The organism is Rhodanobacter sp. TND4EL1, from assembly GCF_054061035.1.
Genome location: NZ_JBSSDT010000005.1, coordinates 288,242 through 300,764, shown reverse-complemented (window position 1 = coordinate 300,764; position 12,523 = coordinate 288,242). Strand labels below are relative to the sequence as shown.

Here is a 12,523-nt window from a genome sequence, read left to right as displayed (position 1 = left end):
GTGAGGATTGTGCATGTCTGCTCCGGTTCCCGCCGTTGAAGCCGAACGACTGGCTCGGCTCCATGCGTTGTCCGTGCTGGATACCGATGCCGACCCCCTGTTCGATGCCCTGACCCGGGCGGCGGCGCTGGTGGTCGGCGTTCCGATCGCGTTGCTTACGCTGGTCGATGCGGAACGGCAGTGGTTCAAGTCGCATGTCGGTCTGGGGGGCATCAACGAGACGCCGCGCTCCAGTGCGTTTTGCGCACACACGATTCTCGGCGACGGCGTGCTGGAGATCACCGATGCACGGGTTGACCCCCGCTTTGCCGACAATCCCCTGGTCACGGGCGAGCCGCATATCCGCTTCTACGCAGGTGCACCGCTGGAGTTCGCCGGCGGCCTGCGGGTGGGCTCGTTGTGCGTGATTGACCACAAGCCGCGCACGCTCAGCGACCAGCAGCGCAGCGTGCTGAAGGCGCTGGCGCAAGCAGCCACCGAGGCCCTGGAACTGCGCATGCTTGCATCGGATCGGGCGGCGGCACTGGAGCGCGACATGGAAAGTGCCCGCCGGCGCGAAGGTGAGGCGCGGCAACTGGAGCTGAAGCTACGCGCCAGCGAAGCGTTTCTTGATCGCACGGGTCACCTGGCTGGCGTCGGCGGCTGGCAGGTCAATCTGGAGACGAACGAGCTCCTGTGGACCGACGAAACCTGCCGCATTCACGATCTGCCACCCGGCTATCGGCCCACGCTGCAGGAGGCGCTGAATTTCTACGCACCCGAGTCACGCGCGGTGATGACGGCCGCAATAAGCAAGGCGATGCACGATGGCGCGGGCTGGGATCTGGAACTGCAGCAGGTAAGTGCGGCGGGGCGAAAGCTCTGGGTCCACGTGATCGGCAGCGTCGAGCGTGCCCATGATGGACAGCCTCGGCGCCTCGTTGGCGCGATCCAGGACGTGAGCATTCGCAAGCGGGTGGTGTCCGCGCTGGAAGCCAGTGACCGTCGTTTCCGCAAATTGTTCGAGTACAGCCTCGGCCTGATCTGCACCCACGATTACGAAGGTGTATTGCTGTCGGTCAACCCGGCCGCTGCGCGTTCGCTCGGCTATTCCGTGGGCGAGTTGCTGGGCCGGCCGCTGACCGACTTCATGCGACCGGAGCGCCATGCTGCCTTTCGTGCCTACCTGCTGCGCATGTACGCCGTCGATCGCGACGAGGGCACGCTGGAGTTGGTCGCGAAGGACGGCACCCTGCGCATATGGCAATACCAGAACGTGCTGGACGATGAGGATGACGACCCCTATGTGCTCGGTCACGCGCAGGACATCACCGAAAGCCACCATCACGCGCTGGCGCTGCAGGAAATGTCGATGCGCGATCCGCTCACCGGCTGTTACAACCGCCGCTTTCTCAGCGACGCGTCCGCCCGTCCCACGCAAGGCCTGCATGCCTGCATCGCGATCGACCTCGATCACTTCAAGCAGGTCAACGACACCTTCGGCCACCAGCGTGGCGATGAAGTGCTGGTCGCGATGGCGCACTTCCTGTCGCGCCACGTGCGGCCGGCGGACGCCGTCATCCGGCTTGGTGGCGACGAGTTCATGGTGCTGCTGCGCGACGCCGAGCATGGGCTGGCCGAGAGCGTCGTGGCACGGATCGAACGCGACCGGCAGGACGCACCCATCGGCTTCACCATGGGCTGGTCGACCTTCGGTCAGAACGTGACGCTGGAGCAAGGCCTGGCCGAGGCGGACCGCCAGTTGTACGAGAAGCGGGCCTTGCGTGGAAAGGCGCGGCAGCACTAGCCGCCTGTGCATGGCTGGCCCCGGTCCGGCCGTATACTGATCTCCCCCGGCCGCCGCCGTGCTGCGCGCCAGTGGCGGTCGTTGTTCCGTCTGCATCCGGAGATCTGCCATGAAGCATCCATCGCCGTTTCGCCTGTGGTGCATCGCTTGCCTCGCGCTTGCGTCCTTCGCCGTACAGGCGCAGGCATCGAATCCGGTCAGCGTGCGCTACAGCCATCCCGCGCACTTCACCGAAGCCACGCGCAGCGTCGGTTTTCATCCGGACGACGATGCGTATCTGGAACCCCTCAAGGCCTACTTCATCCAGCGTGCCGCGCGCATCCTCGCGCCGGGCCAGCGGCTGGATGTGGTGGTGACTGACGTCGATCGGGCGGGCGAGTACGAACCGTGGCGCGGACCGAACTTCAACAACGTGCGCATCGTCAAGGATATCTATCCGCCGCGCATCGATCTGGACTTCACCCTCTACGGCGCCGACGGCAAGGTGTTGCGCTCGGGCAGTCGCAAGTTGCGTGACGTGGCCTTCCTCAGTCGGGTGAGCGCCACGGATCAGGACAGTTTGCGTTACGAAAAATCATTGATCGATCGCTGGCTGCGCAAGGGGCCCGATGGGCTGTGACCTCGCCTTCACCCGCACGCATCACACGAGTCATCGCGCATGCTCACCTTGTCTATCGTTGCGCCGAACGGCGGCCGTATCGCCAGCGGACAGAAGACGCTGGAGATACGCAGCTGGCGTCCGCCGGAGTGGCCGCTGCGTGATCTGTTGATCGTCGAGAACAAGGTCTTCCTGCATGGCGAGGATGAGGTCGATGCCGATGGCGTCGCCGTGGCGCTGGTGGATATCGAGGCGGTGCGTCCATGGCAGCCGACCGAGTTGAAGGCGGCGTGCTGGGTCGAGTGGGTGCCGGATCTGTGGGCGTGGCAGGTCAGTCGCGTGCGGCCCATCGGCGGGGCGTTTCGCGTGGCGGCGCGGCGGAAACTCTATGAGGAGCCGATCAGCGATGTATTGCTCGACAGGCTGGCTTCGCTGCGTGGTTGAGGAGGCGCTTTCCGGGCCGGTGTTAAAGTGCCGATGTTTTGAATCACCAGTGGAGCGAAAAACGTCATGACCAGCCAGACTTCCTATCCGATAGGCACACCCGGCGTTCGCTGGGGCGACGCCGAAGTCGCGCAATGGCGCGAGAGCCTGGCGGTAAGGCGCGGTTACGAGGCGGAAGTGGTCAGCGTGATTGATCGGCTGCGCTCACGTTTCGACGTTGCCGAGTACGGGCGACTGGATTATCCGCCGGCCGGCTATCCGCTGTTTGTCGTCCGCAGTCGCGACTGGAATGACGCGCTGCCCACGATGCTGGTGACCGGCGGCGTGCACGGTTACGAGACCAGCGGCGTGCACGGCGCGCTGCAGTTTCTGGACCGCCATGCGACGGACTACGCCGGTCGCGCCAACCTGGTGGTTGCGCCTTGCGTCAGCCCATGGGCGTACGAGCGCATCCATCGCTGGAATCCTGATGCGCTGGACCCGAATCGTTCGTTCCACGCCGACAGCCCGGCGCCGGAGTCGGCGGCGCTGATGCGCATGATCGCGCCGTTGCGCGATCGCGTGCTGATGCACATCGACCTGCACGAAACCACCGACAGCGACGAATCCGAATTCCGCCCCGCCCTCGCGGCGCGCGACGGCTTGCCGCACGAGCCGGGCGAGATTCCCGATGGCTTCTATCTGGTCGACGATGCGGCGAATCCGCAGCCGGCGTTCCAGCAAGCGATCATCGAAGCGGTGGCCAAGGTCACGCATATCGCACCGGCGGATGAGCGCGGCGAAATCATCGGCTCGCCGGTAGTGGCCGAAGGGGTCATCGAGTACGCATTGCGTGATCTGGGCTTGTGCGCCGGCATCACCGACGCGCCGTATCGCAGCACCACCGAGGTCTATCCGGACAGCCCGCGCGCCACGCCCGAGCAGTGCAATGCCGCGCAGGCAGCGGCGGTGTGTGCCGCGATCGATTTCGTGCTCGCGCCGCATCCCCTAGCCTCGGCGCGCTGATCAGACGGATCAGCGCGCGGCGCCCGAATCAGTCTCGTCCGACTCGTGCGCGGGTTCGTGCAGTCGCGGGTCGGCGCGGCAGATGGCCAAGGGCCTGGCGATGGCCTTGTGGATCGACAGTACGGTGCGCGCCTGCGGGTCGGTGGTCACGGACAGGCACGCGCAGCCATAGCCATGGTGACCGTTGGTGTCGACCCACTGCGCGTCGGCGAATTCGGGCCAGTCACCGTCGGCCTGGTGTCCGCCCTGGGTACCGATGTCCCATTCGCCATCGCGATCGGTCAGCGTGGCATTGCCCGGGGTGGGATTCTCGAACCAGCCGCAACGCCACTCGATCGGCGTGGTGGCGCCGGCCACGACCGGCGTCAGCGCAAGGCCGAGCAGCATCGTGACGATGGTTTTCCGAAACCACGGTGTCGGTGGGCACGGCATGCCGATTCCCGCTGAAGTTGGTGTCCGGCAGGATAGCGCGGTCGACAGTGCGAGCGGCCAGACGCGTGGGCGTACGCGTGGCTGTCCGGAAACGTGGCGACCGTTGTCCGCGGACAACTCAACGGTTCCGTGGAAGCGCTGCTCGTTGTTGCAAATACAAGGGGTTGCGCGATTTGCACAGCTTGGCACGGCGATTGCTCTGGATACATCACAAGGCACTCTCGCCTGATGAACGGAGCCCCCCCATGAAATTCGAATCGATGATCCTCGCCAGCCTGTTCGTGGCCTGCTTCGCGCTGTGCACTCTGGTGCTGGGCGCCATGCTGACCGCCACGCCGAATGCCGAGCGACTGGCCGGCTCGGCGTCGCCGGCCGCGGCAGCCTGCACGTCGGCGACGACAGGAGCGAACTGCTCGCGCACCTGAGATCGGTGGCATGGCGCCTGCGGGCGAGTGATCCGGCAGACTGTTGCAGCGTGTTCTCGCATCACCCGTCACTTTAGTCATGGGTAGGGGCGACGGCCTTCGATTAGGATCGAGGGTCCATCACCGACGAGACACACCCATGAAGCATCCCATCGCGCTGGCCTTTGCCATTGCCCTGTCAGGCTCCATGGCCGGTTGCGGCGACGCCGGCAGTGACAAGAACGAAGCCGCCACCACGCAGACGCACGCCGATGCGGTGGCCGCCGACGCCGGCAATCCATTCTTCAGCGAAAGCCCGCTGCCGTTGCACTATCCGCCGTTCGACAAGATCAAGGACAGCGACTTCGGTCCGGCCTTCGACCGCGGCATGGCCGAGCATCTGAAGGAGATCGACGCGATCGCCGGCAATGCCGAGGCGCCCACGTTCGACAACACCATTATCGCGCTGGAGAAATCCGGCCAGGTGCTGAGCCGCACGTCGACCGTGTTCTTCAGTCTGGTCGGCGCCGATACCAATGACGCGCGCAAGGCGATCCAGGCCGACTATGCGCCGAAGTTGTCGGCGCACCGCGACGCCGTGGCGTTGAACCCGCAACTGTTCGCACGCATCCAGCAGCTGTACGACCGTCGCGACCAGCTCGGCCTGGATGCCGAGGGAGCGCGACTGATCGAGCGCTACCACACCGATTTCGTGCGTGCGGGCGCCAAGCTGTCCGACGCCGACAAGGCGCACCTGAAAGAGATCAACGGCGAGCTGGCGAAGCTCGGCACGAAGTTCAGCCAGAACGTGCTGGCCGAAGTCAACGACTCGGCGGTCACGGTCGATACGAAGGAAGAACTGGCCGGCCTCACCGATGAAGAGATCGATGCCGCCGCTGCCGCCGCCAAGAGCAAGGGGCTGGACGGCAAATACGTTATCGCCCTGCTCAATACCACCGGCCAGCCGCCGCTGGCGCAGCTGCAGAATCGCGCGTTGCGCCAGCGCATCTTCGAGGCGTCGGCGGCGCGCGGCAGTCGCGGCAATGCGTATGACAACACCGCCATCGTGTCGCAGGTGCTGAAGCTGCGCGCGGAAAAGGCCCGGATGCTCGGCTACCCGACCTATGCGGCTTATGTGCTGGCTGACGAAACGGCGAAGACGCCCGAAGCGGTCAACGCGATGCTGTCCAGGCTGGCGCCGCCGGCGGTGGCAAACGCGGAGCGCGAGGGCGCGGCGCTGCAGGCGATGATCGACAAGGAGCAGACCGCGAAGCATGAGCCGACGTTCCAGTTGGCGCCGTGGGACTGGGCGTATTACACCGAGAAGGTGCGCGCCGAGAAATACAACTTCGACGAGAGCCAGTTGAAGCCCTATCTGGAAATGAAGAACGTGCTGGAGAACGGCGTGTTCTACGCCGCCGGCCAGCTCTACGGGCTCAGTTTCAAGCAGCGCACCGACCTGCCGGTGTACCAGCCGGACGTACTGGTCTATGACGTGTTCGATGCCGACGGCAAGCAGCTGGCGATCTTCCTGGCCGACATGTACGCGCGGCCGTCCAAGCGCGGTGGCGCGTGGATGAACTCCTATGTGCAGCAGTCCGGCCTCACCGGCAACCTGCCGATCGTGGCCAACCACCTCAACATCACCAAGCCGGCCAGCGGTCCGACCCTGCTCACCTGGGATGAAGTCACCACGATGTTCCACGAGTTCGGCCATGCGCTGCACGGCATGTTCTCCAACGTGGAATATCCGTACTTCAGCGGCACCAGCGTGCCGCGTGACTTCGTCGAGTTCCCGTCGCAGGTGAACGAAATGTGGTCCGACTGGCCGAGCGTGCTGGCCAACTATGCCAAGCACTACCAGACCGGCGCGTCGATGCCCAAGGAACTGCTGGACAAGGTGCTGGCCACCTCGAAGTTCAACCAGGGCTTCGCCACCACCGAGTACCTGGGTTCGGCGATGCTCGACCAGAGCTGGCACCAGGTCGGCGCCGACAGGATCCCCGAGGCGAACGGCGTGATGGCGTTCGAAGCGGCCGCGCTGAAGGCCAACGGCACCGACTACACGCCGGTGCCGCCGCGCTACCGCACGCCGTACTTCAGCCACATCATGGGCGGCTACGCGGCCGGCTATTACGCCTACATCTGGTCTGAAGTGCTGGATGCGAACACGGTGGAATGGATCAAGGCCCACGGCGGGCTGACCCGCGCCAACGGCGACCGCTTCCGCGCCACCCTGCTGTCGCGTGGCGGCAGCAAGGACGCGCTGCAGCTGTTCCGCGATTTCGCCGGCCACGAGCCGCAGATCGAGCCGCTGCTGAAACGTCGCGGGCTGGATGCAGCGGTCGACTGATCCGCACCCGCTTTGCTGGTCGAATCATGGGCCGTCCGGAGTGATCCCGGCGGCCTTCGTTTTTGCGGGTCGATCGATGGATCGCGCATCGGCTAGAGTCGCTCGCAGCCTCCCTGTTTCCTTTCCTGATGAGCGAAACTTCCACTACGCCGGACCACCGCAGCCGAGTCGTGCGTGGCCTGCTGATCGCTGCCGGCGCGTTGTCGTTGCTGCTGGGGCTGATCGGCATCGTGCTGCCTTTGCTGCCCACCGTGCCCTTCCTGTTGCTGACGGCAGCGTGCTGGTCGCGCGCCTCACCGCGCTTGCATCGCTGGCTGCTGGCGCAACCACGATTGGGGCCGGCCATCGAACGTTGGGAGCGTGAGCGCAGCGTGTCGCGCGCCACCAAGCGCACTGCGCTTGGCGTTGTCACGCTGTCAATGCTTGCCTCGATATGGTGGATGCATGCGCATCCGTGGTTGCCGTGGTTGTTGGCCGGCCTGATGGTGCTGCTGTGGCTGGTCATCGCGCGACTGCCGGAGTCGCGCGGCGGAGCGGACTGAGCACCGGCACGGTTTCGGTTCGGCCCGACGTGTGCTGGTGCATACTTCGGTCAGGGCAGGAACGGATGCGAGGGGCGGGCATGACACTGGGGTGGCTCATCGCTGCGATCTTCGGCCAGCTGATGCTGGGCGGATTGCTGTTCATGCTGGTGGTGGTTTCGGCCTGCAGCATGGACGGCATCGACAAGCTCGCCGGCGTGCATTCCAGGATCCTGACTCTGGCCATCTGGGTGTTGCCCGGCAGCTGCGCGTTGAGCACGGGCATGCTGGTTTATTGGCATGACCATGGCGGTGCTGCATGGTCATGGTGGTGGCAAGCCGCGCCGGTGCTCGCCGGCGCGGCATATTTCATCTACGCGTTGCGCCTGAAACAGCGGATCAAAATGCTCGACACGCTGGCGCAAGGCGCGACTTCAGCCGTTCCACAGGGGGAGTTCGAATGACCATGCAGAATCCGTATCAGGCACCGCAGGCCGATGTCGCCGAACCGATCGTGCGCGACAGCGGCATCGAGCAGGTGGCCAGCGCGCAGAAGCTGATCATCTACGCGATCCTTGGCTATTTCGCGGCCGTCGCGTTGCGGGCATTGCTCGGCCCGGCCGCCGGCCTGCTGCTGGTGGCGGTGGTCTGCACCGCACTGGTCGGCACGTTCCGGCTGTGCACCGGCATGGGCTTCTCGATGGTGAGCCGGGTCATCCTGATGGTGCTGATGCTGGTGCCGCTGGTGAGCCTGATCGTGCTGCTGGTGCTGAACGCGAAGGCGACCAGCAAATTGCGTGCGGCCGGCTATCACGTGGGCCTGCTTGGCGCCACGCGCTGAGCCGAATCATCAACCGTGCGTGTCGCCCGCGCGGAAGGCAGCGAGATCGAGTTGTGCTGTGCGGGACCCGCCGCGGCGGCCCGGCGCTGTTGCGCCCGAATCTGCCTGGCGACCCGGACAGCGCATTCAACGGTGGCGAAGTGCGCCACCGTGACGACAATTATTTCGCTGCGCCCGACGGCAGATTTTCGCTTTCCACCACCATGTCCAGCACGTAGGCAACGGATGAAGCGTCGGCGGGCGGATTGGCCACGGTGTAGCGCTTTACCCGCAGCACGTTGCGCACGCCGGGCTGGTGTTCATAGCCCTCGATCGGCTGCGCCAGGGTTTCCCAGGCACCCGCTTCGCCCGTGCGCAGGCCCTGGGCGTCATAGTGCAGCTGGCGCACCTTGAGGCAGCTTGCGGCCGGTTGCAGGGGATGATGGCAATCGGCCGGTTCGCTGGCGACTTCCAGGAATTCGATGGTGCCGGGGCCACCAAAACGTGTCTGGGCGGTGGGCTGCCCGGTAAAGGTGAGCGTCGTGCCGTCTGCCGCGGACAGGGTGAGCAGGGGCTTGCCGTCGGCAGTGGAGGCGATCAGTGCGGGCTTGGCCTGCAGCACGTGCTTGATCGTGCTTTCGCGTTGCATCAAGGTCGGCTCGGCGCAGGCCATCATGGTCTGTACCAGCGGCCCGGCGACCAGATGGCCCTCAAGGATCTTGTAGTCCCCTCCGATGCCGTTGCAGGCGTTGCTGACGCTGACGCGGTGGTCGGTGAAGTCGAGCTGCAGCGGTTTGGTGGAAGGGTTGAACAGGCCGTCGAGGCGCTGGTTCTTGCCATCCACCGCATCATGCAATTGCCAGTGATGGCTGCCCAGCGTCGGCAAGTCGGTCGCGCCGCGCGCTGTCGCGGCCGCCGGCGTGGATGCGGCGGCTGACGTGGGCGCCTGAGAAGGACTGCAGGCGACGAGGGCGAAAGGCAGCAACGGCAGCCAAAGCGGAATTTTCATGAACGCCTCCAGGGTTGGGCGGGCTGGCGGGGTGACGCGGCGGCATCGTGCCGCCGTGGTCGCGAATCAGTGGACGTTGAGGCTCGCCGTCATGGCACGCGCGCTGGTGCACTTGAGGTAAGGCGAGGTTTTCAACCAGTGTGAATCGGGGAAGTACGAGAACACGTACTGGCCATCCTTGAGCGCATTGATCAGTGGCCGCGCGATCGCGGTGCGCACGGCGGGACAGCCGTAGCTGCGGCCGATGCGCCCCTGGGTGCGGGCAAGCGCGGGATTGACGTAGGCCGCGCCGTGGATCACCAGCGCGCGCTCCAGCGCGTTGTCGTTGGTGCCCGGTTCCAGCCCTTCCATGCGCAGCGAGTAGCCGTTGTGCCCGGAGTAGGTGCCCAGCGTGCGGAACAAGCCCAGGCTCGATTGCAGGCTCTCCACCGTGTTGGAGAATTTCGTCGCCATGTTGTTGCCGGTGTTGCGGCCATGGGCCACCAGCTCCTTGTAGAGCAGGGTGCGGGTGCTCAGGTCGAATACCCACAAACGTGGTTCGCTGGAGGGTTTCGAATAATCGATCACCGCCAGCCGGTCGGATGGTGGCTGGCCTTGCGCGGTGGCGCATTCGGTGGCGGCCAGTGCCAGGCCGATCACCTTGGGGTTCGCCGCGGGCGCGAGTTTGCTCAGCGCCGCCTGCAGCGAGGTCTCGCCAGCGTGGGCGACACCGAAGCCACCGGCGAGCAGCAGGGTCAGAATGACGATGTGGCGCAGGAGTCGGCTCATCAGGACGGCGGGCGGGGCTCAGGTCGGGAACGGCCGTCGATGCTATCAGCCCCCGGTTAAGAGCGCGTACGCTGCGGCCGGACGCCGCGCCGCGCTTGCACCGGCAAGCGGCTGTGTTATGAGAGGAATCATCTCTGCACAGGATGTTGCCGTGTCATTCAGACCCTCTCCGGTGGTTCGCTGGATTGCAGCTTTGGTTTTGTTGACGGGAGCACTCGCGCAGGCGCGCGAGCCCGGCATGCCACAAAGCGGGGCGGCGGCATCGGCGCTGCCACTTGCAGCGGAACAGCCGCTGGATCCGGTGGCAGAACAGATTCGCGAGCAGGTCGAACAGTGGCGAACCGCGCACGCGGAGGGGCCGGCCGCGAGCTCTCCCGGTGCGGTGGTGGCGACGTTCTACGAACAGAACCGGTTTGCGCCGGCGTGGACGCACGCAGCCGACGTCGACCAGTTGCTCGCTGCGCTGGGCGATGTGGCCGACGACGGACTTGACCCGGAAGACTACGCGCTGAGCGAACTGCAGCAACGGCGCAGCGTGGTGGGCGACCCGCAAGCTTCGCCGCAACAACGGGCGCAGTTTGACCTGCTGGCCACCGACGCCTGTCTTGCCGCGCTGATGCATCTGTATCGCGGCAAGGTCGATCCGGCCACGCTGGACACCCACTGGAACTTCGATCCGCGCCAGCTCGATGAGGCGCGCGGACTCCAGGCAGTTCGCGACGCGCTGGCGCAGGGCAACATCACGGCATTGTTCGCGCGTGCACGTCCGCAGCATCCGCAGTACGCCAAGCTGCGTGCGGCGCTGGCAAACTTGCGTGCGGTCGCGACGCGCGGAGGCTGGCTGGTGGTCGCCGATGGCGCCACGTTGAAGCCGGGCGATCACGATCCACGGGTGGCGATGCTGCGCCAGCGCTTGCAACTGGCTGGTTATCCGGTGGGCGAAGGCACGGGCGACCTCTACGACCCGGCGCTGGCGCTCGGGCTGAAGCAGTTCCAGCGCGAACAATACCTGACGCCGGACGGCCACCTGGGCAGGGCGACCCTCGCCGCGCTGAACGAGCCGGTCACCGCACGCATCGGGCAACTGCGGGTGAATCTTGAGCGAGCCCGCTGGTTGCTGCATCAAGTGCAGGGCGAGTTCGTGGTCGTCGACATCGCCGGGTACCAGGTCATCTACTACAAGGACGGCAAGCCGGTGTGGCGCTCGCGCGTGCAGGTGGGCAAGCCGTATCGCAGCACGCCGGTGTTCAAGTCGAAGATCACCTATCTCACGCTCAACCCGACATGGACGGTGCCACCGACCATCCTGAAGAACGACATGCTGCCGAAGATTCGAAAGAACCTCGGCTATCTCGCGGCCAACCGCATCCGCGTGCTGGACAGTCAGGGGCGCGCGCTGTCACCGGCCAGCGTGAACTGGGCCAACCCGCGCGGCATCGTGCTGCGCCAGGATGCCGGCCCGGGCAATTCGCTGGGACGGTTGGTGATCCGCTTTCCGAACGACTACGCGGTGTACCTGCACGACACGCCTCACCAGGAACTGTTTGCCAGCGAACAGCGCTCGACCAGTTCGGGATGCATCCGCGTGGAAAAGCCGCGTGAACTGGCCGAGTTGCTGCTGAATGATCCGCAGCGCTGGAATCGCACGGACATCGATCGGGCGATCGACACGCTGAAGACGCAGTCGGTGATGTTGCGCACGCCGGTGCCGCTGCTGCTTGCCTACTGGACGGTGGACCTGCGCGAGGATGGCCGCGTCAGCTTCCGTCCCGACATCTACCAGCGCGATCCGCCGCTGCTGGCTGCCCTGCAGCGGAGGCGCGCCTCGGCGTGGCTGCCCGTGGCGGCGACGCTGCCTGGCTCGGCCCGGCGCTGACCAAAAAAAGCCGCGCCAGGGATGTCCCGGGCGCGGCAAAGGTTTGAACCGACCACTGCCAAGTGCATCGGGCGCCGTGGACGAAGGTCTTCGCCATGACCCGCGCAGTTTGCCCGTCGGGTGTCTCAGAACGCGCGACGCAAGGCCACGCCATCACGGCGATCGGTTCGGGGTCCTGATCCGGATCAGGGCGGCGTCTCCGGCAAGCCGTCATCATCCTCGCCAGCGGATGTCCCGCCCCTGGTCCTGGAGACTGTGCCGATGCTGTTCGAAGTGAAGAATCTTGCCGGCGATACCGCCGCGATTGCCGCCATCCTGCGTGCCCATGACGCCAATGCGAAAGTCATTGGGGATGCCACCACCGGACAGATCGATGTCGCGGCCCAACTGACCTCCGGCCAGATCATCACGGCGCTGCAGGAGGGTGGTTACCAGGCCCTCCGCGTGTCCGAACCCCGGCAGATCCACGTCAGCGGGGGCAGTACCTGCTGCGGCAGTTGCTCCTGA

Annotated in this window: 14 protein-coding genes; 11 read left to right on the top strand and 3 right to left on the bottom strand. The window is 65.6% G+C overall.

Going from position 1 to position 12,523, the window contains the following annotated elements; all coding sequences use genetic code 11:
- Window positions 1–13 precede the first annotated feature (13 nt).
- From ACVWWQ_RS16690 to ACVWWQ_RS16675, 4 genes are all read left to right on the top strand, one after another.
- Entirely contained in the window at window positions 14–1,786 is a 1,773-nt protein-coding gene (locus ACVWWQ_RS16690; RefSeq protein WP_133952131.1) for a diguanylate cyclase, read from the top strand.
- Between the two features lie 109 nt (window positions 1,787–1,895).
- On the top strand, window positions 1,896–2,405 hold the full coding sequence (locus tag ACVWWQ_RS16685; RefSeq protein WP_099654698.1) for a DUF3016 domain-containing protein: 510 nt from the start codon (window positions 1,896–1,898) through the stop codon (window positions 2,403–2,405).
- A gap of 39 nt (window positions 2,406–2,444) precedes the next feature.
- A complete protein-coding gene (locus ACVWWQ_RS16680) occupies window positions 2,445–2,828 on the top strand; it encodes an ASCH domain-containing protein (protein WP_133952133.1) in 384 nt (127 codons plus the stop codon).
- A gap of 66 nt (window positions 2,829–2,894) precedes the next feature.
- The gene (locus ACVWWQ_RS16675) at window positions 2,895–3,833 is read left to right on the top strand and encodes a M14 family metallopeptidase (protein WP_133952135.1); all 939 of its coding nucleotides are present in this window, start codon (window positions 2,895–2,897) and stop codon (window positions 3,831–3,833) included.
- 9 nt (window positions 3,834–3,842) lie between these two features.
- On the opposite strand, the gene ACVWWQ_RS16670 is transcribed toward ACVWWQ_RS16675, so the two are convergent.
- Entirely contained in the window at window positions 3,843–4,265 is a 423-nt protein-coding gene (locus tag ACVWWQ_RS16670) for a DUF4087 domain-containing protein (RefSeq protein WP_457383485.1), read from the bottom strand.
- Window positions 4,266–4,510: 245 nt separating this feature from the next.
- On the opposite strand from ACVWWQ_RS16670, the gene ACVWWQ_RS16665 reads away from it, so the two are divergent.
- From ACVWWQ_RS16665 to ACVWWQ_RS16645, 5 genes are all read left to right on the top strand, one after another.
- Window positions 4,511–4,690 (top strand): hypothetical protein, encoded by a 180-nt coding sequence (locus ACVWWQ_RS16665; protein ID WP_133952137.1) that lies wholly within the window; start codon window positions 4,511–4,513, stop codon window positions 4,688–4,690.
- A gap of 139 nt (window positions 4,691–4,829) precedes the next feature.
- Window positions 4,830–7,022, top strand: a complete 2,193-nt coding sequence (locus ACVWWQ_RS16660) for a M3 family metallopeptidase (RefSeq protein WP_133952139.1) — start codon at window positions 4,830–4,832, stop codon at window positions 7,020–7,022.
- A 128-nt stretch (window positions 7,023–7,150) separates the two neighbouring features.
- On the top strand, window positions 7,151–7,564 hold the full coding sequence (locus ACVWWQ_RS16655) for a YbaN family protein (protein WP_457383484.1): 414 nt from the start codon (window positions 7,151–7,153) through the stop codon (window positions 7,562–7,564).
- A gap of 80 nt (window positions 7,565–7,644) precedes the next feature.
- A complete protein-coding gene (locus ACVWWQ_RS16650) occupies window positions 7,645–8,007 on the top strand; it encodes a hypothetical protein (RefSeq protein WP_133952141.1) in 363 nt (120 codons plus the stop codon).
- The gene (locus tag ACVWWQ_RS16645) at window positions 8,004–8,384 is read left to right on the top strand and encodes a hypothetical protein (RefSeq protein WP_133952143.1); all 381 of its coding nucleotides are present in this window, start codon (window positions 8,004–8,006) and stop codon (window positions 8,382–8,384) included. The genes ACVWWQ_RS16650 and ACVWWQ_RS16645 overlap by 4 nt, the downstream gene beginning before the upstream one ends.
- Before the next feature lie 160 nt (window positions 8,385–8,544).
- On the opposite strand, the gene ACVWWQ_RS16640 is transcribed toward ACVWWQ_RS16645, so the two are convergent.
- Together ACVWWQ_RS16640 and ACVWWQ_RS16635 are read right to left on the bottom strand one after the other, a co-directional pair.
- On the bottom strand, window positions 8,545–9,372 hold the full coding sequence (locus ACVWWQ_RS16640; RefSeq protein ID WP_133952145.1) for an META and DUF4377 domain-containing protein: 828 nt from the start codon (window positions 9,370–9,372) through the stop codon (window positions 8,545–8,547).
- A gap of 66 nt (window positions 9,373–9,438) precedes the next feature.
- The gene (locus ACVWWQ_RS16635; protein WP_133952148.1) at window positions 9,439–10,140 is read right to left on the bottom strand and encodes a murein L,D-transpeptidase catalytic domain family protein; all 702 of its coding nucleotides are present in this window, start codon (window positions 10,138–10,140) and stop codon (window positions 9,439–9,441) included.
- A gap of 238 nt (window positions 10,141–10,378) precedes the next feature.
- On the opposite strand from ACVWWQ_RS16635, the gene ACVWWQ_RS16630 reads away from it, so the two are divergent.
- Both ACVWWQ_RS16630 and ACVWWQ_RS16625 read left to right on the top strand, forming a co-directional pair.
- Complete coding sequence (locus ACVWWQ_RS16630) at window positions 10,379–12,016, top strand: L,D-transpeptidase family protein (protein ID WP_457383483.1); 1,638 nt, start codon at window positions 10,379–10,381, stop codon at window positions 12,014–12,016.
- Between the two features lie 261 nt (window positions 12,017–12,277).
- Window positions 12,278–12,523 (top strand): hypothetical protein, encoded by a 246-nt coding sequence (locus tag ACVWWQ_RS16625; RefSeq protein ID WP_099654709.1) that lies wholly within the window; start codon window positions 12,278–12,280, stop codon window positions 12,521–12,523.